Origin of the sequence: Frigoribacterium sp. UYMn621, from assembly GCF_040549525.1 — a bacterium.
In the GTDB taxonomy this organism is placed as follows: domain Bacteria; phylum Actinomycetota; class Actinomycetes; order Actinomycetales; family Microbacteriaceae; genus Lacisediminihabitans.
This window is the reverse complement of the sequence record NZ_JBEPTM010000006.1, coordinates 1-21,571: the sequence shown is the minus strand read 5'-3', so window position 1 is coordinate 21,571 and position 21,571 is coordinate 1. Positions and strand designations below refer to the sequence as shown.

At 67.1% G+C, this 21,571-nt stretch carries 20 protein-coding genes; 10 read left to right on the top strand and 10 right to left on the bottom strand.

Annotated features, from left to right (window positions below; genetic code table 11):
• Window positions 1-26: 26 nt before the first annotated feature.
• Window positions 27-1,289 (top strand): MFS transporter, encoded by a 1,263-nt coding sequence (locus ABIB54_RS11295; RefSeq protein WP_354575622.1) that lies wholly within the window; start codon window positions 27-29, stop codon window positions 1,287-1,289.
• 54 nt (window positions 1,290-1,343) lie between these two features.
• Window positions 1,344-1,835: a MarR family winged helix-turn-helix transcriptional regulator gene (locus ABIB54_RS11290; RefSeq protein WP_354575621.1), complete on the top strand. Its 492-nt coding sequence runs from the start codon at window positions 1,344-1,346 to the stop codon at window positions 1,833-1,835.
• On the opposite strand, the gene ABIB54_RS11285 is transcribed toward ABIB54_RS11290, so the two are convergent.
• The 5 genes from ABIB54_RS11285 to ABIB54_RS11265 all read right to left on the bottom strand — a co-directional run bounded on the left by ABIB54_RS11285 (window position 1,832) and on the right by ABIB54_RS11265 (window position 7,551).
• A complete protein-coding gene (locus ABIB54_RS11285) occupies window positions 1,832-2,305 on the bottom strand; it encodes a hypothetical protein (RefSeq protein ID WP_354575620.1) in 474 nt (157 codons plus the stop codon). The two genes, ABIB54_RS11290 and ABIB54_RS11285, sit on opposite strands and share 4 nt — an antisense overlap.
• 149 nt (window positions 2,306-2,454) lie before the next feature.
• Window positions 2,455-3,138 (bottom strand): TMEM175 family protein, encoded by a 684-nt coding sequence (locus ABIB54_RS11280; RefSeq protein ID WP_354575619.1) that lies wholly within the window; start codon window positions 3,136-3,138, stop codon window positions 2,455-2,457.
• A gap of 93 nt (window positions 3,139-3,231) precedes the next feature.
• Window positions 3,232-4,173 (bottom strand): NAD-dependent epimerase/dehydratase family protein, encoded by a 942-nt coding sequence (locus ABIB54_RS11275; RefSeq protein ID WP_354575618.1) that lies wholly within the window; start codon window positions 4,171-4,173, stop codon window positions 3,232-3,234.
• 176 nt (window positions 4,174-4,349) lie between these two features.
• Complete coding sequence (locus ABIB54_RS11270) at window positions 4,350-6,206, bottom strand: ABC-F family ATP-binding cassette domain-containing protein (RefSeq protein ID WP_354575617.1); 1,857 nt, start codon at window positions 6,204-6,206, stop codon at window positions 4,350-4,352.
• A gap of 424 nt (window positions 6,207-6,630) precedes the next feature.
• Window positions 6,631-7,551 carry a putative endonuclease domain-containing protein gene (locus tag ABIB54_RS11265; RefSeq protein WP_354575616.1) on the bottom strand — a complete coding sequence of 307 codons (921 nt, stop codon included), beginning with the start codon at window positions 7,549-7,551 and terminating at the stop codon, window positions 6,631-6,633.
• Window positions 7,552-8,046: 495 nt separating this feature from the next.
• Here ABIB54_RS11265 and ABIB54_RS11260 point away from each other — a divergent pair, with 495 nt between their 5' ends.
• Complete coding sequence (locus ABIB54_RS11260; RefSeq protein ID WP_354575615.1) at window positions 8,047-8,901, top strand: MTAP family purine nucleoside phosphorylase; 855 nt, start codon at window positions 8,047-8,049, stop codon at window positions 8,899-8,901.
• Window positions 8,898-9,953, top strand: a complete 1,056-nt coding sequence (locus tag ABIB54_RS11255; RefSeq protein ID WP_354575614.1) for an NAD-dependent epimerase/dehydratase family protein — start codon at window positions 8,898-8,900, stop codon at window positions 9,951-9,953. The genes ABIB54_RS11260 and ABIB54_RS11255 overlap by 4 nt, the downstream gene beginning before the upstream one ends.
• On the opposite strand, the gene ABIB54_RS11250 is transcribed toward ABIB54_RS11255, so the two are convergent.
• From ABIB54_RS11250 to ABIB54_RS11240, 3 genes are read right to left on the bottom strand one after another with little or no spacing between them, the layout of a single operon-like run.
• Window positions 9,946-11,550 carry a molybdopterin-dependent oxidoreductase gene (locus tag ABIB54_RS11250; protein ID WP_354575613.1) on the bottom strand — a complete coding sequence of 535 codons (1,605 nt, stop codon included), beginning with the start codon at window positions 11,548-11,550 and terminating at the stop codon, window positions 9,946-9,948. The two genes, ABIB54_RS11255 and ABIB54_RS11250, sit on opposite strands and share 8 nt — an antisense overlap.
• Window positions 11,547-12,734 carry a sensor histidine kinase gene (locus tag ABIB54_RS11245; RefSeq protein ID WP_354575612.1) on the bottom strand — a complete coding sequence of 396 codons (1,188 nt, stop codon included), beginning with the start codon at window positions 12,732-12,734 and terminating at the stop codon, window positions 11,547-11,549. Before ABIB54_RS11245 ends, ABIB54_RS11250 begins: the two co-directional genes overlap by 4 nt.
• Window positions 12,731-13,498, bottom strand: coding sequence for a response regulator (locus tag ABIB54_RS11240; RefSeq protein ID WP_502917120.1), 768 nt, complete (start codon window positions 13,496-13,498; stop codon window positions 12,731-12,733). Before ABIB54_RS11240 ends, ABIB54_RS11245 begins: the two co-directional genes overlap by 4 nt.
• Window positions 13,499-13,620: 122 nt before the next feature.
• Here ABIB54_RS11240 and ABIB54_RS11235 point away from each other — a divergent pair, with 122 nt between their 5' ends.
• Genes ABIB54_RS11235 through ABIB54_RS11225 form a run of 3 tightly spaced genes read left to right on the top strand, consistent with a single transcriptional unit; the run spans window position 13,621 to window position 15,604 of the window.
• Window positions 13,621-14,289, top strand: coding sequence for a glycosyltransferase family 2 protein (locus ABIB54_RS11235; protein ID WP_354575611.1), 669 nt, complete (start codon window positions 13,621-13,623; stop codon window positions 14,287-14,289).
• The gene (locus ABIB54_RS11230) at window positions 14,286-14,930 is read left to right on the top strand and encodes a TIGR04282 family arsenosugar biosynthesis glycosyltransferase (RefSeq protein ID WP_354575610.1); all 645 of its coding nucleotides are present in this window, start codon (window positions 14,286-14,288) and stop codon (window positions 14,928-14,930) included. Before ABIB54_RS11235 ends, ABIB54_RS11230 begins: the two co-directional genes overlap by 4 nt.
• Window positions 14,927-15,604: a class I SAM-dependent methyltransferase gene (locus tag ABIB54_RS11225; RefSeq protein ID WP_354575609.1), complete on the top strand. Its 678-nt coding sequence runs from the start codon at window positions 14,927-14,929 to the stop codon at window positions 15,602-15,604. Before ABIB54_RS11230 ends, ABIB54_RS11225 begins: the two co-directional genes overlap by 4 nt.
• On the opposite strand, the gene ABIB54_RS11220 is transcribed toward ABIB54_RS11225, so the two are convergent.
• A complete protein-coding gene (locus ABIB54_RS11220; RefSeq protein WP_354575608.1) occupies window positions 15,550-16,029 on the bottom strand; it encodes a hypothetical protein in 480 nt (159 codons plus the stop codon). The two genes, ABIB54_RS11225 and ABIB54_RS11220, sit on opposite strands and share 55 nt — an antisense overlap.
• Window positions 16,029-17,333, bottom strand: a complete 1,305-nt coding sequence (locus tag ABIB54_RS11215) for a molybdopterin-dependent oxidoreductase (protein ID WP_354575607.1) — start codon at window positions 17,331-17,333, stop codon at window positions 16,029-16,031. Before ABIB54_RS11215 ends, ABIB54_RS11220 begins: the two co-directional genes overlap by 1 nt.
• 115 nt (window positions 17,334-17,448) lie before the next feature.
• Here ABIB54_RS11215 and ABIB54_RS11210 point away from each other — a divergent pair, with 115 nt between their 5' ends.
• From ABIB54_RS11210 to ABIB54_RS11200, 3 genes are all read left to right on the top strand, one after another.
• Window positions 17,449-18,876, top strand: a complete 1,428-nt coding sequence (locus ABIB54_RS11210) for a glycosyltransferase family 87 protein (protein ID WP_354575606.1) — start codon at window positions 17,449-17,451, stop codon at window positions 18,874-18,876.
• A 258-nt stretch (window positions 18,877-19,134) separates the two neighbouring features.
• Window positions 19,135-19,809 (top strand): hypothetical protein, encoded by a 675-nt coding sequence (locus tag ABIB54_RS11205; RefSeq protein WP_354575605.1) that lies wholly within the window; start codon window positions 19,135-19,137, stop codon window positions 19,807-19,809.
• Between the two features lie 109 nt (window positions 19,810-19,918).
• Window positions 19,919-21,475 (top strand): glycosyltransferase family 39 protein, encoded by a 1,557-nt coding sequence (locus ABIB54_RS11200; protein WP_354575604.1) that lies wholly within the window; start codon window positions 19,919-19,921, stop codon window positions 21,473-21,475.
• Window positions 21,476-21,571: the final 96 nt, after the last annotated feature.

The window sequence follows — 21,571 nt, the reverse complement described above, 5'->3', positions numbered from 1 at the left end:
GCCAATCACTCAGGCATACTGAACCGATGACGACGGATGCCGCGACTCCCGGCCTGTGGCGAAACGGTCCATTTCTGCGCCTGTGGACCGGACAGACCGCGAGTTCCGTCGGCACACAACTGGGCGGCCTCGCGATTCCCGTGCTCGCCGTATCCGTGCTGCAGGCCACTCCTTTCCAGGTTGGCCTGCTCGGCGCCGTGCAGACGGCGGCATTTCTGGTCATCGGATTGCCCGCCGGAGCCTGGGTCGATCGCTGGCTCAAGCGAAGGGTCATGCTGTTCGCCGACCTCGCGCGCGCGGTGGTGCTCGCCAGCGTTCCCATTCTGTTCTTCGCTGGAGTGCTGAGTATCTGGCAGCTCATCATCATCGGGGCCATCGTCGGGGTCGCCAGCGTCTTCTTCGACGTTGCGTACCAGAGCTACCTCCCGGTGCTCGTCGCCCCCACGAGACTCGCCGAAGGCAATTCCAAGCTCGAGACAACCGGTCAACTGGCTCGGGTTGCGGGGCCCGCGATCTCCGGGGCCCTCCTTGCGATCGTGCGGCCCGCCATCCTGGTCGGGATCGATGCGCTGACCTTCCTGTTCTCTTTTCTCGCCCTGACGGCGATTCGCGATCGGGAGGTGGCACAGCCGAAAGCCGATCGCCAGAAGCTTGTCACCGAGATCAGGGAGGGATTGTCTTTCGTCTTTCACGAGCCGCTGCTTCGGCGCATCGTACTCACCACGTCGACGACCAACCTGTTCGGCTCCCTGGCGTTGACGATGATTCCGATCCTGGTGCTGCGTCAACTCGATATCAGCCCGGTGGTCTATGGAATCGGCATCTCGATCGGAGCCGTCGGTGGGCTGCTCGGCGCGATGTTCTCAGCGCGCATCGCCAGGGCCATCGGAGAGGGCACGGCGATCCCGGTCTCGGGTGTCGTCGCCGCCATCGCCATCATCGGCCTGGCTCTCATGTCCGTTTTCCCTGGCGCAGCTGTTCCCATTTTCGTCGTCTCGGAATTCTTGTATTCCTTCGCGGTGCTGGTCTACAACATCGCCCAGGTCACTTTTCGCCAGCGCATCTGCCCGCCGCGGTTGCTCGGCCGCATGAACGCGTCGATCCGTTTCGTCGTCTGGGGCGTTCTGCCCATCGGAGGGCTCGCGTCGGGACTGCTTTCAACGGCGATCGGCCTCGAGCCGACGATCATCATCGGTGCTGTCGGCTCGGTTCTCGCTTGCGCCTTCGTCGTGTTCTCTCCCCTTCTCGGCATGGGACGCATGCCGCAGCACGCCACGACAAGCCCGTAGGGGGATGAGTCGTTGTGTCCCACCCTCGAGGCCACGGCCCGCGATAATGGACGGATGCCCACACACGACGAAGTCGACCGTATCGTCGGCGCGTGGGAGCGTGAACGTCCCGACCTCGACTTTGCGCCGCTGCAAGTGCTCTCGCGGGTCGGCAGGCTCGCCCGGCACCTCGACCGGGCGCGTCGCACGGCCTTCACGGCATCCGGTCTGGAGTCGTGGGAATTCGACGTGCTCTCGGCCCTGCGTCGGGCGGGCTCCCCGTACCAGCTGAGCCCGAAAGCCCTGTTGCAGCAGACCCTGGTCTCGAGCGGCACGATGACGAACCGCATCGACCGGCTCGTCAAGCGAGCACTCGTGGAACGCCGCACCGACCCTCACGACGGCCGAGGCATTCTGGTGACCATGACCGCCGATGGACGTCAGCGAGTTGACACAGCGATCAGCACGCTCCTGGTGTCAGAGAACGAGTTGCTCGACGGACTCTCCGCCGGCGATCAGGAGCGACTCGCCGCCCTGCTGCGCAAGCTCAGCCTGGACTTCGATTAAAGGGACTTGGCCACCTCTGTCTGAACGAGTCGCGCACCCGGCCTCGAGACAGCGACGGCGAGTGAGCTCCTGGCGAGGTTGATCGACGACCGACTATCGCGTTCCGTGACGTACCAGCGAGCACAGGTGAGCATCACGTTGCCCGCCACCGAGGCATACCAGCCATAACGCCCTCGAAACCGATCGACGACGAGCGTGAAGTGCATCCACCTCGCCTCCGACTGAACGCGAGAGTTATCGCTCATCGCGTCTTCGAGGGCGAAGTGGATGCGGGAGCCGCGAGCCAACATGCGGTTGTTCGCCGAGATGAGGTGCCAGACGAACGCGCTCTCGTCGGCCTTCGCCGTCGGTGGTGACAGCCGTTCAGCGTCGTGACCCACCACACCATCGAAGTGATCGATCCACAGCTGGAGTTTCGGGCTCCTGACCGTCACGAAGCGCATGAAGACAATACGAGAACCGACCGTCATGGTTCGGATTCCTTCGCGCTAGGAAAAGCACCGGCGATGGGCACGAGAGGAGTCAAGGGTTCGCGCGTGAACTTCTGCCCCCAGAACGATTGCCCACAGCATGCGCGCAGATGAACAGCAGGGGTTCGGCCCTCAGCGAGCGTGACTTCTTAGCGTGCAAGCGGTTTCTTCGGGATCACGCGCGGCTCATAACGGCCGACGATGATGTTGAGTGGCAGCAGCGCGATCCAGAAATAGAGAGCCAAGGCCGCTCCGAAGACGAAGCCGATGGGGATCGAGAGCAGGAAGATCGCCGGGGTCGTCAAGAGGTTGCGGCGGACATAGCGATACAGGCCGAGATCCACCCTCTCGTCGAGATAGCCGCGCCGATAGGAGTATGCCAAGAGCCCGAACTGCAACAGGCTGATCACGGCGACATTGCCCGCGTAGAGCACCACCGCCGGCATCGTGCTTCCGTACTGGCTGAGCAGGCTGGTCGGGAAGGGCACGAATGCGATGAAGAAGAGCAGCAGCAGATTCATCGACACGAGAGTGCCGTCGAATCGGCGCATCAGGGCGAACATGCGATGGTGTCCCGCCCAACTCGCGCCGATCACCGCGAAGCTGAGCCCGTAGGCCAGGAACTGCGGGAACTCGTCGCCGAGCGCCTTCCAGAGCTTCGGATCCATCGTGGCCTGGGTCACCGATGGGCCATTGCCGAGCACGGGTACGGTGATATCGATCACCAGAAGCGTCATGGCGATGGCGAACACCGCATCGCTGAAGAACTGCACTCGATCGGAATTCGAGCCATAGCGGAGCACGCGGTCATAGGCCCGATTCGTTTCTCCCATGGCCCTCACACTAGCGACCGGCTTTCCCGGCGCGTTCCGGATGCAACGGATGAGACCTATCGTTCGATCTTCGAAACCGGTGCGGCTCGTCTGCTACCAGCGCTCGGCGCCGACGAGGCTCGTGGACCGGGGCCTGTAGCCGAGTTGCTGCCGTGCTGCGGTCAGGTCGAGCGTGCGCTCGAGGCCCAGCTGGCTCACCGCATAGCGGGTCACCCGGGGCCGACCGCGCCCGCTCACGCGGTGCCCGAGCTCGACCGCTGACGCGAACGCGAAGGCTGTGCCGTACGGGATGCGGTGGAGTGTGACATCCGAGCGCCCCTTCTTGGCGAGCAATTCGGTGAGCACCTCGCTCAGCAGCACGGGGGCGTCATCACCCACGTTGAAGACGCCCGCGGGCGCCTCGGGCGCGAGCGCCAGGATCACCGCGGCGACGAGATTGTCGATGTGGGTGAGCGTGTGCTCGACGGCAGCGCCCTCCGGCAGCGAGAGACGACCACGGCGGATGCCCGCGAGCAGACGGGGCAGGAGGGTCGTGTCCCCCGCGCCATAGACCGCGTGCGGACGCAGGATCACGGCGTCGGCGCCGACCAGCTGGGCCTCCGCGGCCACCTTCGACTGCGAGTATGAGCTGAGGAAGCGCGTCGCCGTGGCCTCCGATTCGACCGCGTTGACGGTCGGCACGAAGGCGTCGTACACGCTCGAGGTCGACAGATGCACGATGCGTGCCCCGGGGAAACTGCGCACGACATTGCGAGTTCCCTCGCTGTTCGCGAGCATCGCTGCCTCCAGCGGCGCCCAGTCGTCGGCGAGGGCTGCGCAGTGCACGACGGCATCCACGTGCACGTCCGTCGTCAGCCGCCCTCTCGCGACATCCCAAATGCGGTAGTGGCTGGCGTTGGCCACATGGCTGCGATACGACCAACCCCCGGGCGTGCGACCGTACCCGATCACCTCGTGACCGAACTCGGGCATCGCGAGGGCGGACGCGATGACGCCGCCGATGAACCCGCTTGCCCCCGTGACCGCAATTCGCATGTCAGCTCCCTGACTTCAGATGACGGGGAGCGGAATTGCGGCTCCTAGCCGGTTCGATCGGATCCTGGCTCCCGCTGGCGAAGAGGCCCGGCAACGCGAGAACGGGAGGTGTATACGCTACGACACTAGTTGGGCTGCTCCCCCGGGACCGACCCGCGCGACGAGCGCGTTACGGTTCAGGCCTCGAGCACCTCGCTGAGTTCGAGCCAGCGCAGCTCGAGCTCCGCCATCGAATCCTCCAGGGGCTTGAGCTCCCCCTGCAGCGCCGCGAGCCCGGTGAAGTCCCCCTGGTCGTGGCTGGCGAAGCGATCGTGGATGGACGAGATCTGGGTGGTGACCTTCTCGAGCTTGCGGCTGACCGATCCGAGTTCCTTCTGCGCGTTGCGCAGCTCGGCACCGGTGAGCTTGGTGCGTCCCTTCGAGTTGACGGTCGCCTTCTTCTCCGGCGACGCCCCTTCGGCCTTATGGGTCTCGGTGACCGTGAGCCCCTTCGTGGTCTGCTGCGACCGCAGCTGCAGGTACTGGTCGACGCCGCCCGGCAGGTGCCGCATCCGCTTGTCGAGGATGGCGTACTGGTTGTCGGTGACGCGTTCGAGCAGGTACCGGTCGTGACTGACCACGAGCAGCGTGCCCGGCCAGGAGTCGAGCAGGTCTTCGATGGCGGCGAGGATGTCGGTGTCGAGATCGTTGGTCGGCTCGTCGAGGATCAGCACGTTCGGCTCTCCGAGCAGGATGAGCAACAGCTGCAGGCGACGGCGCTGACCACCGGACAGGTCCTTCACCTTGGTGCTCAGCTGGGCGGACATGAACCCCATGCGCTCGAGCAGCTGGCCGGGGGTGAGTTCCTTGCCGCCGGTGACGTAGGAGCTCTTCTGGCGGGCGATGACATCCATCACCCGGTCCTCGAGGATGTCGGCGAGCTCTCCGAGCTGCTGGCTCAGGATGGCGACCCGGATCGTCTTGCCGCGCTTCACCCGGCCGCTCGTCGGCAGCAGCGTGCCGGCGATGAGGCTGAGCAACGTGGACTTTCCCGCGCCGTTCACCCCGAGGATTCCGGTGCGCTCACCCGGAGCGACGCGCCACTCGATGTCCTTCAGAATCTCGACGCCGCCGGTGACGTGGCCGTCCGCATCCTTCGTGCCACCGTAGGTGACTCCGACGTCGAGCAGGTCGACGACGTCCTTGCCCAGCCGCGCGGTGGCGAGCTGGCTGAGCGCGACGGTATCGCGGGGAGGCGGTTCGTTCGAGATCAGCTCGTAGGCGGCATCCATCCGGAACTTGGGCTTGGTGCTGCGGGCCGGGGCGCCGCGGCGCAGCCAGGCGAGCTCCTTGCGGGCGAGGTTCTGGCGCTTCGACTCCATGGTCGCGGCGAGCTCGTCACGCTCGACGCGCTGCAGGATGTACGCCGCGTATCCGCCCTCGAACGGCTCGATGATCTGGTCGTGGACCTCCCACGTGTCGGTGGACACCTCGTCGAGGAACCACCGATCGTGGGTCACGACGATGAGCCCGCCCTGGTTGGGCGACCAGCGCTTGTTGAGGTGCCCGGCGAGCCAGGCGATGCCCTCGACGTCGAGGTGGTTGGTCGGCTCGTCGAGGAAGATGACGTCCCAGTCGCCGACGAGCAGTTTGGCGAGGGCGACGCGTCTTCTCTGACCGCCACTGAGCTCCCCGATCGTCGCTTCCCACGGCACGTCGAGCAGCAGGCCGTCGATCACGTCGCGGATGCGGGCGTCACCGGCCCATTCGTACTCGTCCTTGTCGCCGACGATCGCGTCCTTGACCACCAGGTCTTCTGGCAGCAGGTCGGCCTGGTCGAGCATCCCGAGCGTGACGCCGTTGCGGCGCGTGACGCGGCCGGCATCCGGTTCGATGCGCCCGCTCAGCAGGCGGAGGAGGGTCGACTTGCCGTCTCCGTTGCGCCCGACGACGCCGATTCGATTGCCCTCATCGAGGCCGATCGTGACCTTGTCGAAGATGACACGGGTGGGATATTCGAGGTGAAGGGACTCGGCGCCCAGGAGATGTGCCACTGAATGACTGTAGCCGGTAGAGCGTCGCCCGGTGTTCGGTCTCGCTCTCGGCGCAACGTGGGGGTGGCTCGGCTCGCGGGTGCTACGTCGGTTCTCGCGGCGGTCGGTCTCACCGAACACTGTCGCTTCTCGCGGCGGTCGGTCTCACCGAACACCGTCGCTTCTCGCGGCGGTCGGTCCCACCGCGCACGAATCGAGTCGGGAGTAATTGCGACTCCGCGACGGGTGAAGTCGCAACTACTCCCGAGTCGAATTGACGGCCGATCGCCCTACGAATCGAGTCGGGAGAAGTTGCGAGTCCGCGACGGGTGAAGTCGCAACTACTCCCGAGTCGAATCGTTGAGGCCGGCGCGGCCGGCGCGGCTCTCGAGGTGTGCAAAGCCCGCACGGCCCCATGACACCCATGACGCCCCCGACGCCCCCCTCAGGCGGACGGAGGCAGGTCCGCCCGGTCACGGAGCGCCTCCCGGATGCGCTGCAGGATCCAGTGCGGATTGCGGAAGACGTGATCCTTAATCACCAGAATTACCTGCCAGCCCGCCCCCTCGAAGAGGATGCGGCGCTCGATATCATCCGCGAAGACCCTTTCATCGGTACGGTGCACACTGCCCTGGTACTCGATGGCGATCCGCTCGGCCACATAGGCGAGATCGGGAGTGCCCACGGGATCCCCGTTGCGATCGGTGACGGTGAACCCAATGACGGGCTCGGGAAGGCCCGCGCGCACGATCAGCAACCGTGTCACCGTCTCCATCGGCGAATCAGTGCCACACCGCACGTCTCGTAGAGCCGCCCTCGCCGCGAGGGCTCCGCGTGCCGGCCCCATCGACGACACCGCCGCCGCAAGCACTTCCAGCGTGCAGAGGGGTGCTTTCCGCTTAACGAGGTAGTCCCCCGCGATCACAAGGTCATCATGACCCAGCACAGCCGCCAGCTGGGTCCAGGTGCGCGCCGGTGAGACCATCCGGAGCCCTTTCCTCGTCCGCGGTGCGATCGGCACGGAGAGCCGATGCCCGACGATCCCCCGAACCTGCGGCGGATGCGCCGGAAACTGCACACTCACGTGGATGACGCCAGCACCCTCTGCCGCCTTCGGAAGCGGGATTCCGTACAGCAACGCGGCTGTCGTGTGACTGAAATACTCATCGCTAGCCATATGGACCGAGTAGGCCGCGATTCGAGCGGCAGGGTCGTCGCCGGCGCTCGCGGCGACTCTGACACCACGGTGGGGAACCCGCAGATCGGATGCCCGGAGCCTCGACCTCGAGATCCCGCGGGCCAGGGCTGCGGCAGCCTCGAAGGGTTCGTGGCGCAGTTCGGGAGGCAGCGGTTCCGCACGGGTCATGAAGGAAGGATGCTCGATCTCGCGACACAGCAGTGCGAGTCATCCACAGGGCGGGTGCCGGAGGGGCGAGGACTGGCCGGATCGGCCGAAGGCTGCTCGCAATACGGCCCTGCCCCTCGATTCCCGAATTCGAGTCGGGAGAAAACGCGAGTCAGGCACCCCACAAGTCGCCACTACCCCCGAGTCGAATCCGACGCACCCGATTCCCGAATTCGAGTCGGGAGAAAACGCGAGTCAGGCACCCCACAAGTCACCACTACCCCCGAGTCGAATCCGACGCACCCGGCACCCGAATTCGAGTCGGGAGAAAACGCGAGTCAGGCACTCCACAAGTCGCCACTACCCCCGAGTCGAATCCGACGCACAGCGACATCGGCGGGGAGCGGATGCGGCACCACCGGCCGCAACCCAGCGCAACCCACCGCAAGACAGCCGCAACCCACCGCAAGACAGCACAAGACAGCTCAAAACCCGGAACGCGGGGAGAATGGGGGGATGACTCCCCCATTCCCGCCCGAGGTCACCGTCGCCGTCATCGGAGGTTCCGGCCTCTACTCTCTGTTCGACCCGGCCGAGAGCGAGAAGCGCCGCATCGAGACACCCTACGGCCCCACCGAGGTCACCCTCGGCGAGCTCGGCGGGCGCCGCGCGGCCTTCCTCACCCGGCACGGAGTGCACCATTCGGTGGCCCCACACCTCATCAATTACCGGGCGAACATCTGGGCGCTCGCTAGCCTCGGGGCTCGCGTCATCCTCTCGTCCTCTGCCGTCGGGGGCGTGACGGCCGACTATCCACCGGGAACGCTCGTGCTCACCGACCAGTTCATCGACCGCACCAGCGGGCGACCAGACACCTTCTACGATCAGGGCTCCGTGCAGCATCTGGCAGCGGCGGACCCCTTCGCCCCCGAACTTCACGAGATCGCTGTGCAAGCGCTGGCCGGTGAGACGATCGCCACCTCCGGAACGGTCGTCGTGATCCAGGGCCCACGCTTCTCGACCCGCGCAGAGTCTCTCTGGTTCGCCGCGGCCGGAGCGCACACGGTCAACATGACGATGTACCCGGAGGTGCCGCTCGCCGCCGAGCTCAACATCGACACGGTCAACCTGTCGTATGTCACGGACAGCGACGCGGGACTTTCGCCTCGACCCGGCGAGGTGGATCCGGATGCCGTGAGCCACGAACTCGTTCTGAAGCGCCTCGCCGCGGCCCAGCCCCGCATCGTCGCGGCGATCGAGACGATCATCCGCGCGCTTCCCGAGGGCTACAGTCCCCGGCAGAGCATCGATCCGGCCGAGGTCGAGGCGGTACTGGCCCGGCCGGTACGCGAGGCGGGAGAGGCACGATGACCACGGTATTGATCACGGGCGGCGCCGGATTCATCGGCTCCGCGATCGTCGACGCGGCTCTCGATAAGGGGTGGCGCGTTCGAGTTCTGGATTCCCTCCGGCCCGACGTTCACGGAGGCGACTACCACCCGGACCCCCGGGTCGAATTCGTGCGAGCCGATGTGCGCGACACCGATGCCCTGGCCGTTGCTCTCTTCGGAGTGGATGTCGTCTGCCACCAGGCCGCGAAGGTGGGCCTCGGAGTGTCCTTCGACGACGCGCCAGACTACATCGGCAGCAACGACCTCGGCACGGCGGTGCTGCTCGCCGCGATGGCGCAGTCCGGCGTTGACCGCCTGGTGGTTGCATCCTCCATGGTGGTCTACGGCGAGGGGAATTACCGCGACAGTTCCGGGCGATCGACCCGGCCCGCCGCCCGACGGGTCGAGGATCTCGATGCCGGGCACTTCGATCCGCTGGATGAGCGCGGCGGCCCACTGCTGCCCGAGCTCATCTCCGAGGATGCCCCTCTCGATCCGCGCAACGTCTACGCGGCCTCGAAGCTCGCGCAGGAACACCTGGCCGCGGCCTGGGCCCGGTCCACCGGCGGCCGCGCCGTCGCCCTGAGGTACCACAACGTCTACGGCCCGGGGATGCCCCAGAACACGCCCTACGCCGGGGTCGCCTCGCTCTTCCGCTCGGCACTCGAGCGCGGAGAAGCACCCCGTGTGTTCGAGGACGGCGCGCAGCGGCGGGACTTCGTGCACGTGCGCGATGTGGCATCCGCCAACCTCGCCGCCATCGAATCGCTCGCCGCAGAGGGTGAGCAGTTTCGCGCGTTCAATGTCGGAAGCGGAATCGTGCACACGATCGGGGACCTCGCCTCGGCCCTCAGCCGCTATTCCGGCGGACCGGAGCCGGTGACGACCGGTGAGTACCGCCTCGGTGACGTGCGGCACATCACCGCGTCATCCGAGCGCCTGAAGTCGGAACTGGGCTGGAGGCCCGGCGTGAGCTTCGACGAGGGAATGGCCGAATTCGCGAGCGCGCCCCTGCGGGCCGCAGTCAGCTGACGCTGACCGTGATCGAGTGCCAGCCCTCTGAACCATTCGGGGCCGGCGACTGGTAGGTCTGGCCCTGGGTCTTGCCGGTGGCGTCCGTCGCGCGCACCTGGATGCGGTGCGAGCCCGCTGAGGCCGGCCAGCGGTAGACCCACTGGCGCCAGGTGTCCGCGGAGAGCGAGTCGGCGAGCGTTGCCTCGACCCACGGTCCATCGTCGACCTGCACCTCGACGGATTTCACGCCGACGTGCTGCTCCCAGGCCACCCCCGCGATGGCGACGGTTCCCGCCGATATCGCGGCTCCGGCGAGCGGTGTGTCGATGCGGGAGGCCAGCTTGATGGGGCCTTTCGCGTCCCAGCCGCGCGGGGTCCAGTAGCCCTGGTCCTCCGAGAACTTCGTCACCTTGAGCTCGACGACCCACTTGGTGGCCGAGACGTAGCCGTAGAGGCCGGGCACGACCATCCGCACCGGGAAGCCGTGTTCGAGCGGCAGGGGCGTGCCGTTCATGCCCACCGCGAGAATGGCATTCGTGCCGTCGTCCTGGAGCACCGACAGGGGCGTTCCGGCGGTGAACCCGTCGATGCTGGTGGACAGAACCATGTCCGCTCCCGCCTTCGGCTTCGCCTGGGCGAGCAGGGCACGGATCGGGTACCCCAGCCAGAGCGCGTTGCCGATGAGGTCGCCGCCCACATCGTTCGACACGCACGTGAGGGTGGCGAGATGCTCCTCGAGGGGCAGCCGAAGCAGTTCGGCGAAGCTCAGGGAGACCTCGTTCTCGACCATGCCGGTGACCCTGAGCATCCACTTGTCCGGGTCGATCGACGGCACCTGCAGTGCCGTGTCGATGCGGTAGAAGTCGGCGGTGGGCGTGACGAACGGCGAGATGCCCTCGACCTTGAGCATGGCTCCGGCCGGCACCGGCTCCGCTGGCACGGCGGCCTTCGGCAGGGTGAGCTTGGTGCGCAGGGCCGCGACCTTCGTCGACGTCGCATTCATGAGCCGGGCGCCGGTGCCCGCGACGACGGATGCCGCACCCGCGACCACCGCGAGCGTGAGGAACCTCCGCCGCTCGAACTGCGGGCCGGCCGGAGTGCGTCCCGGCACTCGGACCGCGGTGGCGCTTCGCTCGGTCGCCCGCTGCCAGAGACCGAGTCTTTCGATGGCGATGCGCAACACCACCACGCCGGTGACACCGCCCACGACCGCGGCGATGCCGTTGAACCCGGTGGCTCCCGCGCGGGTCACCACGGCGACGACCGCGACGACTCCGCCGATGCCGAGCAGGATCACCCCGAATGGCGGGCGGCGGAGTTCGAGCACTCCGGCCGCCGCCGAGATCACGACGATGAGGATGCCCATCAAGGCCAGGAGCGCAGCCTTGTCGCCGGTGCCGAAGACCGCGATCATGAACTCCTTGACGCCGGGCGGCGCCAGGTCGATCACGAGAGATCCGACCGCGAAGAGCGGGCTTCCCGCGGCGCCGACGAACAGCGAGACCACCTCGGCGACGCCCAGCACGACGGCGGCCGACACGACGCCGGCGAATGCCGCCAGGGCCGTCACGGCCCTGCGACCGAGTCCGCTCGCCGGCCGAGCGTCGACGCTCACGCGGTCGCCCCGGCGAGCGAGGGCGAGCCGTCTGAGGGGCTCGGCGGAAGGAACACGTCGAAGCGGCATCCACCCGGCACATTCTGCACGACCACGCGGCCGCGGTGGGCCTGCACGATGCCCTGCACGATCGCGAGCCCCAGCCCAGCGCCCCCGGACCGCGTCGTCGCGGTCTCCGGGGTGCGGGAGTTGCTTGCGCGCCATCCGGCTTCGAAGACTCGCCCGAGGTCCTTCTCCGGGATGCCGCCGGCGGCATCGATGACCGAGATCACCGCGAGCCCGTCATCGCTCTGGCGCGCACTCACGGTGATGGGGCTACCGGCCGGCGAATGCTGGATCGAGTTCATGACCAGGTTGCCGACCACCCGGGAGATCTCCCGGGGGTCGGCGAGGATCGTGAGCTCGCGAGCGCCATCGCCGATGAGGGAGATCGAGCGGGATTCGGCGAAGGGGCCGAGTTCGGCCACCACATCGCTGATCAGGTCGTAGAGCGACACCTTCTGCATCGACAGCCGCAGCGACCCGGAGTGGATGCGGGACAACTCGTTGAGATCGTCGACCATACCGCTCATCCGGTCGACCTGGCTGCGCACCTTCACGTAATACCGCTCCGGCTCGTCGACCATCCCGTCTTCGAGAGCTTCGGCCATCGCGCGGATGCCGGCGAGCGGAGTGCGGAGGTCGTGAGAGATCCACGCCACGAGTTCCCGGCGCGAGTTCTCGGCGAGCGCCTCGCGGGCGCGGGACTCGGCAAGCCGGCTGTTGGTGGCTGTCAGTTCGAGGGCGAGGGCCGCGAACTCGTTGCTCGAGTGCCGCACCTGCTCGCCCATCGTCCCCTGACCCATCCCCTCCTCGGTGCCGATGCGCCGGGTCGCGGCGATCAGCTGGCGGCTGTTGCGCACCAGGGAGCGGCCGAGAAGCGCGGCGAGCGCGAGGGAGACGACACCGGCGATCGCGGCAACGGACAGCAACACCGTGAGGTCGTGCGGCGTCACCAGCATCACGGATGCGGCGAGCCACACCCCTCCGGCGATCGACAGCACCGCGGCGAGCGCCACGACACAGAGCTGCAAGACCAGCGAGAAGCGGGTCATGAAGCGCAGCACCACGAGGGACACCACCCCCACCACCACGGCGCAGCCGAGGGCGAGAAGAGAAACGACCATCAGGTCGTTCATGCTCATTCGGTCACCGCCGGTTCGTTGTCGAAGCGGTAGCCCACGCCCCACACCGTGGTGAGAACGGTGGGATGCGCGGCATCCCGCTCGATCTTCTCCCGCAGCCGGCGCACGTGCACCGTGACCGTGGAGAGGTCTCCGAACTCCCAGCCCCAGACCGCACGCAGCAACTCCTCCCGACCGAATACCTGGCGGGGATGCCGCAGCAGGAAGGCGATCAGGTCGAACTCTCGGATGGTGAGCGCGATCGCTTCTCCGCGCAGGGTCAACTGGCGGGAGGACACATCCAGGTGGAAGTCCCCCGCGTCGATGGGCGCCTCCGGTGAGAACTCGGTGAGGCTGCGGCGCAGCACGGACTTCACCCGCAGCACGAGCTCGCGGGGCGAAAACGGCTTGGCGAGGTAGTCATCGGCACCGGCTTCGAGGCCGTCGATGCGATCCTCCTCCTCGCGAAGTGCGGTGAGCATGATCACCGGCACCGCCCGTTCTGCACGGATGCGGCGACACACCTCGACCCCGTCGATTCCGGGCAGCATGCGGTCGAGCACGACGAGGTCCGGTCGGATGCGGGCGGCCGTCTCGACGGCGCTCCCCCCATCGGCGACGCTCTCCACCTGGAAACCGGCAGAGCGCAGGTAGCTGCAGACGACCTCGGAGACTGTGGCATCGTCATCCACCACCAGGATGAGGCGATCGCGCAGTTGATCCGGGAGAGTGAGCAGGCCGGAGGTGCCCACCGTGGCGGAATCTGCTGTGGATGACGTGCTCACCCGTTCAGAATAAGTCGGCAACCCGGGAATCCCGCGCCCGGCGGGGGCAGGAGGCACATCGGTCAGCAATTCGTAAGGCTTTGCGACCGGTGAGCCCCGTCGAGCCTCTTACGCTTGCCAGTGTGACCTCTGCGCTCGTCGACATCGTTCTGCCCTGCCTGAACGAAGAGGGCGCCCTGCCGTGGGTGCTCTCCCACCTGCCGGAGGGATACCGCGCGATCGTGGTCGACAACGGGTCGACCGACCGTTCGGCCGAGATCGCCGCAGCCGCCGGAGCCCTCGTCGTTCACGAGCCGCGCCGCGGATTCGGATCGGCGGCGCACGCCGGACTGCTCGCCGCTACGGCTCCGATCGTCACCTTCTGCGATTCGGATGCCTCGATGGATCCGCGCGATCTCGAACCCCTTGTCGCGCTGGTCACCAGCGGCGCCGCCGATCTCGCCCTCGGTCGCCGCCGACCGACCACCCGCGGAGCCTGGCCGATTCACGCGCGTTTCGCCAATCTCGCACTCGCCTGGCTGATGCGTCGGGCCACCGGGGTGCCGCTGCACGACCTCGGCCCGATGCGGGCGGCCGACCGGGAGGCGTTGCTCGCCCTCGATCTCGTCGACCGTCGGAGCGGCTATCCGCTCGAGATGGTGCTGAAGGCCTCACGCGCGGGGTGGACGATCGTCGAGAAAGCAACCCCCTATTCCCCGCGCATCGGGCGCTCTAAAGTCACCGGTACCATCCGCGGCACCGTCGTGGCCATTACCGACATGTCCCGACTGCTGAGGACGAACAACCGTTGACAACACTGATCATCATCGCGAAAGAGTGCATTCCGGGCCGGGTGAAGACACGGCTACACCCCCCTCTCAGCCTCGAACAGGCCGCAACCCTCGCCTCCGCCAGCCTGGCCGACACCTTTCGGGCGGTGAGCGATCTTGAGGCCTCCCGACGAATTCTGCTCTTCGATGGCAACCTATTTCCCCTCGGCTCCGAACCATACGACGTGATACACCAAGTGAGCGGGGATCTGGATATGCGTCTCGGAGCGATTTTCGACCAGTGCGAGGGGCCAACGGTGCTCATCGGCATGGACACCCCCCAGCTGGATGCCTCGATGCTCGAGCCGCTCTTCGGCGAATGGCCCGCCGACACCGACGCCTACCTCGGGTTCGCCAACGACGGCGGCTACTGGACCATCGCCATGGCCGAACCGGACGGCTCTCTCATCCGTGGCGTCCCGATGTCGCGCGACGACACCGGCACGCTGCAGTACGACCGTCTCACGCAGGCGGGACTGCGGGTGCGGATGCTTCCGGAACTCGTCGACGTCGACACGATCGACGATGCCCGCCTCGTGGCCGGCCTCGCCCCACACACCCAATTCGCCCGCACGCTGGCCTCCTTCGAGAACAGCACTGCAGAGACGGGAGCGGTGCGATGAGCGACGCGGCCTTCGCGACCTTCGGATCCGGTGGCGCCGAGCCCTACGCTCGAGCCCTCCGCCTGGATGACCAGGTGCTCTACCTCCGCGACGTCGACTCCAACTCACTGACCCCCTCGCGGGCCATGGACGTCTCGCGCTGGAACGACGCGGCGGATGCCGCTGACCTCGGCCTCCTCGACGGCATCCGCGGGGCCGTGCTCGATATCGGCTGCGGACCGGGCCGCATGGTGCGCGCCGCCATGCACCAGGGACTCACCGCCCTCGGCATCGACGTCTCGGAGACCGCGGTGGAGATCGCCCGCGAATCCGGTCTGATGGTGCTCAACCGCTCGGTTTTCGAGCGACTCCCCCGGGAGGGGATGTGGGGTGCCGCTCTGCTCGTGGACGGCAATATCGGCATCGGCGGTGACCCCTCCGCCCTGCTGGAACGCTGTGCTGAGCTGATCTCCGCGGACGGCGTGATCGTTGTCGAGGTGCACGCCGAGCCGACGCGCGACCACATGTACGACGGCACCGTCGTCGACATCAGCGGCCACCAGAGTGATGCATTCCCGTGGGCAGAGATCGGCGTGACCGCGCTGGTGCAGCGTGCCCTGCGGATCGGGCTGCGCCTCGATCAGGCCTGGGAGACCGACGGCCGGTTCTTCTGCCGCCTCGTCAACGCGGTGTAGCCGATCACGGCGAGAGCCGTGAGCACCACGATGACCGCCCAGAGGATCACGAGCGATGGTCCGTAGTCGAGCGGCAGCACCGTGGGGTTCTTCGAACCGATCGACTTCTTGTAGGCCGCAGGCAGCACGATGATCGCGAAGACCGAGCAGACCACGAGACCGGCCTGAACGATCGCGAGCGCGGCGATCGGCAGTGCCCGCCCGGCCTTGCGCAGCAGGAACGCGACCCCGAAGGTCACGAACGCGATGATGCCGTCGTGCACGATCAGGGCGAGAACGAACCACAGGGCCACGCCGGCTATCTTCACCGGCTTCACGGTGCCGATCAACACGGAGGCGCCGAGCAACAGCAGCAGCACGCCGAGCACCACAAGCACCGCGCGCCAGGCCTTCATCGAACCGGTTGTCGCCACATCGTCCCGCATCAGATCACCTCGAGTTTCGACAGCCACTTGGTCTGCAGCACCCCGGGGCGACCGGGGGCGATCATGCGGGCGGGAAAACCGTGGTCCATGTCCAAGGGGTCCCCGTTGAGCTCGAGCGCAACGAGGGTGAGCTCGTCCTGCGCAAATTCGTGCCCCATCTCGGTGACCCGGTACCCGCCCGACTTCTCGAGGCTGGTGAGCCGCAGGTCTTCATCGGGATGCGCGCCGACGGCGTCGAGCAGATCGCGGAGGCGCACTCCGCGCCAGGATGCCATCTGGCTCCAGCCCTCGACGCACGCGATCGGAAGGTCGACGCTGTGCAGCGTCATGGACTCCAGATCCGCGCGGGTGTAGGTCTTGACCACCGAGCCGCGACTCACCGAGAGCGCCCAGTCGGCGCCGGTGTCGGCATCCGTCACCCGGGCCGCTGCGGCGGTGCGGTTGATGGGCAGGTCGTTCGGGCCGACGAAGTTCTTTCGCGGACCGAAGACGTTGATCGCATCGAGAACCCGGAACGACTGGCCGGCCGTCAGCGCGACGACCGCAGCGGTGGCCACACCGACGGTCGCGACGAATCCGCGGCGGGAGACGTGTGCCTGCTTCGGGGTCTCGATCCGGGGAGGAGCGCTGTCGATCCAGTCGAAGAGCCGGCCCGTGAGACCGTCGACGCGGCGCGAGATCGGACCGACGGGTTCCGCGGTCGTCTCGGCGAGTTCGGCAGCGACACCCGCGGTCGTGAGCGGAAGGTCCTCGTCGTCGAGCAGCAGGTTCCCGTCGGCATCGAAGCTGCGGGAGCGCGTCCAGTACCGGGAGATCACCGGCAGTTTCACCGCGATATGGATGGCGAGCGAGCCGATGATCACGAACGAGAGGGCGAAGTGGGTCTGTTTGAAGGGGAAGGGGAACGGGTACCACTGATAGGTGTTGAGCAACCCGGTCACGATCTGCACGAGGGACGACGCCACGAAGATCGCAATGGACGCCCGCTCGAGGAACCCGACGAAACTCTTGATCGGCGGCGTCTGGAACAGCTCAGGGAAGACGACGTAGAGCTTGGCGAGGATGAGCGGGAAGCAGGCGATCCCCGCAGTGATGTGGATGCCCTGGCTCAGTTGGTAGAGCGTCTGGGGCCGCGTGGGAAAGACCATCCACGGCAACGGCTCCTGCAGAAAGTGGCTGTAGAGCCCCGTGCCGAAACAGACGAGGAAGGCGATTCCGAGCAGGCGTCCGAGCACGACGGCCATGCGCGGGTTCCTCGACGGCGTCGAGAGAACCCGCCGGAGCTCGAGCAGAAGACGGCGCATGCCCTCATTTGAGCATCCGGATGCCCTGCGCCGCGCCGATTAAACCTTACGGTTCTGAAACGGCACCGGCCCGGCCGCGTGGATCCGGAGTCCGGTTCGGGCAGGATGAGTGGCGATGAAGATCGCCGCCCCACTCCGCTCTGCCCCCGTCTCCACCGTGCTGGCCTGCGTCGCCGCCGCGGCGCTTGCGGGGCTCACGGCGTATTCGGTAAGCGCTCTCGGCTACTTCGACCGCAGCCACCCCGCCGCGCTTCTGCTCTGCACGGTGGGCCTCTGGGTGCTCTTCGCCCTGGCGATCCTCGCGCTTCGCCGCGTGCCCAACCGCCCGGCGATCGCGATCGTGCTCATCGGCTCGGCGCTCATCGGTGGTGCGGCGATGGCCGGTCCGCCCAACACGAGCACCGACTCGGCCCGGTACGCCTGGGATGGCATCGTGCAGAATGCCGGCATCTCCCCCTACCGCTACGTGCCGGTGGATGATGCGCTCGGCGCCCTGCGCCCGCCCTGGCTGTTTCCGACCCCGGTCGAGAACGCGGACGGCACTCATCGCTGTGTCGAACCGCGCACCTACACGACGTCCTCGACGCCGAGCGGGATCCCCCTCTGCACCGCGCTCAACCGCTCGAAGGTGCCCACCATCTATCCGGCCGCCGCCGAGATGTTCTTCGCCGGTGTGCGCTTCATCACGGGACCCTCGGCCGAATACTGGCCGTTGCAGCTCACCGGCCTGCTCATGAGCATCGCGATCACGGCGATGCTCATCGTGGCGCTGCGTCGGCGCAACCTCGACCCCCGGTGGGCGGCGCTCTGGGGGTGGAGCCCGATCGTCGCGACGGAGGGGATCACGAACTCGCACATCGACATCCTCGGCGCCCTCCTCGCCCTTGTCGCCACCCTGCTGGTCGCGCGCGGCCTGCGCTTCCGCGGGGGAATCGCGCTCGGGGCAGCCATCGCCGTCAAACTCATCCCGGTGATCGCCGCACCCGCGTTGCTCCGCCGACAGCCGTGGAAGGTGATCGTCGCCTCCATCGTCACCTTCGCGGTGCTCTACATCCCCTACGTCGTCTCCACCGGCATCGCGGTGCTCGGCTACCTGCCGGGCTACCTCTCGGAGGAGGGCTACAACAACGGGAGCCGCTTCACCCTGCTCACCCTCTTCGTGCCGAAGACCGCCTCCCTCGCCGTCGCGGCCGTGCTGTTGCTGATCACCGCGGTGCTGGTGTGGTGGAAGACCGATCCGGATGCCCCGTGGCTCGGGCAGCTCATCATGATCGGCACCACACTGCTCATCGTGTCGCCGCGGTATCCCTGGTATGCCCTCTTGCTCGTGCCGTTCATCGCACTGAGCGGCCGCTGGGAATGGTTCGCCGTGCCCCTCGCTCTCACCGTGAGGCTGCTGATCCCGAACCACGAGGTCTCCCAGGTCGCGATCGCCACCGCCATCATCGTGATCGTCGCTATGGCGCTCTACCGCACCGGCCCAGAGGGGCGTGCGCGGCTGCGGCACCCCATCGGCCTGCTGCGCGGGGCATCCCGCTCGTAGCATCCGGCGCGAGCTCGGTCCCTCCAGCCGGCGGATTGCACGCTCGGGACGAGCGTTCCCGCGCCGATGATCGGGACCCGCATCTCGGTGCGAGTTCGCAAAACCCCGGGATTCCGGGGTTTTTTGCTGGACGCTTGCTGGGAAATGTAACGGAAAGATAACAGCCTGGGTCAATTCCAAACCCTTTGGCGAGGGGGGCCGAACCAATACCCAGAACCGCTTGTCACCAAGGGCAAGCGAAAACCTAAGGATCACATCATGCGTAAATTCCAGAAGGCAACAGTCGGAATCATCACCGCCGGACTTCTCGTCGCGGGCCTCGCCGCCTGCTCGAGCACCACGAGCAGCGACACCTCCTCCAGCCCCAAGGCCTCCTCGGCTCCCGCCGTGCAGAAGCCGCTCGCTTCCATCCCTAGCCTCACCGGTGTCGACACCGCGGTGCTCCTCGACGCGGGCTTCGCTTCGGCGCTCACCACCCTCGGCCTCACCCCCGGAACCGTCGGAACCGCGACGCTCACCGACGGCAGCCTGCACTTCCCCATCACCGGTGGAAACGTGGACTACTACGACCCGGCCAAGAAGCTTCGCCCGTACGTCCAGGGCACCATCAAGCACGAGGGATCCGGCTTCTCGCTGACCGCTGGTGCCACCAAGGTCGAGCTGACCAACTTCACCATCGACCCGGGCAAGTCCATCCTGTACGGTGACGTCTCGGTCAACGGCACCTCCGCCGCGACCCAGGTCGACCTGTTCGACCTCTACGGTGGAACCCTCAAGCCGCTCCAGATGGACGGCAACAACGCCATCCTCACCGGCACCACGGTTCACATCTCCGCTGACGCCGCCGGCCTGCTGAACAAGACGTTCAACACGGACGCCGTCAAGTCGCAGCTGCTCGTCGGTATCGCGACCATCACGGTCATCGCCAAGTAATTACGATCTCCTGAAGAATGGCCCGCTGCGCATCGCGCAGCGGGCCATTCGGCGTAGGTTGCACACTCGGTGTTCCGTACACCCCGATCTCTCCGGAGGAGGCCTTCCCATGACGACTCTCGAGCGAGACACCGCGAGCTACCGCACCGGACGCCTCCTGCGCCGGCATCCCGTCGTCGCCCCGGCAGCGATCGGCGGGTTCGCCTTTCTGCTCTCGGTCGCCTTCTCCTGGGTGCCCTCGCTCTGGTTCGACGAGGCGGCCACCATCTCCGCGACCCAGCGCGGCTGGCCGGAGCTGTGGCGGATGCTCACCCACGTCGATGCCGTTCACGGCCTCTACTACGTGGTGATGCACCTCTGGTTCGACCTGGTCGGCTATTCGCCCGCCACTCTTCGACTGCCCAGCGCGCTTGCCGTCGGAGTCGCAGCCGCGCTCGTCGTCGTTCTCGTGCGGCGCTTCGCCTCGACCCGGGTCGCCGTCATCTCGGGAACAGTCTTCGCGCTCCTGCCCCGCATCACCTGGGCGGGGACCGAGGGTCGCTCTTACGCGGTCACGACCGCACTCGCGGTCGCACTCACCCTGCTATTCGTCTCGGCCTGGCGCCGGGGATCCGCTCCGATTGCCGCGCGGATCGCCTGGTGGGCGGCATACGGGCTGCTCGCCGTGCTCGCCAGCACCACCTTCCTCTATCTCGTCTTCGTCGTGGTGGCGCACGGGGTCACGGCCGTCTGGACGCGCCGGGCCGCGGGGCGGTCGGCACAGCGCTCCCTCATCGGCTGGGCGGTCTCAGCGGGGGCGTCCGCCCTCGTGGTCGCGCCGCTCGCGTCCGCGGCATCCCGGCAGTCGGCACAGGTCGACTGGATCGCCCCGATCGATGCCGGCACCTTCCACGCCGTCTTCGTCACGCAATGGTTCCTCGGTAGCCCACTCCTGGCCGTTCTCGGCTGGGCGCTGATCCTGATCTCGTGTTTCTCGCTGTGGCGGAATCGCCACGGTGGCGGGATCGCCGGCGAGTCGTCCCGGCCGTCTCCGACGGCGGCATCCGTGTTCGTGCCCTGGCTGATCGTGCCGACGGTCGGACTGCTGCTGGCCTCGGTGACGGTGTCGCCCCTCTACTCGCCGCGCTACCTCACCTTCTCCGCTCCCGCCGCCGCCGTTCTGATGGCGATTGCGATCTCGACCCTGCGCCGACGCCGACTGGTCGCCGCCGTTCTCGTTCTCAGCGCGGCGCTCGCCGGTCCGCAATACCTTCGCCAGCGGATGCCGGAAGCCAAGCAGAATTCCTCCTGGAGCGAGGTGGCCGGTTTCATCGCCTCCCAGCGATCACCCGATGCCCAGGTTCCCCAGGCCGTGATCTACGGGCCAGTGCGCCAGCACAAGGCCGCGACCACCCGCGTGATCGCCTACTCCTACCCCGAGGCCTTCTCCGGACTGATCGACGTGAAGCTCAAGACCCCCGCGGCCGAGACCGGGCAACTGTGGGAGACCCGGTACCCGCTCGATCAGGTCACCGATCGATTCACCGGGGTGAACACCGTCTGGCTCGTGACCAGCGACAGGCAGGACTGGCGGCCGAGCGTCACCGCGAAGCTCGCTGACCTGGGGTACTCCCTGGCCGACGAACACGCCTTCACCGGCGTGAACGTGCTGCGCTTCGAGCGCTAGCTGTAGTTCCCGAGGACGTTGTGATCAGCGTGGCGTGAGCTGAGATAGCGAAGACCTCCGGTATCGAAGTGGGTTACCACACTCATTCCGATCCAC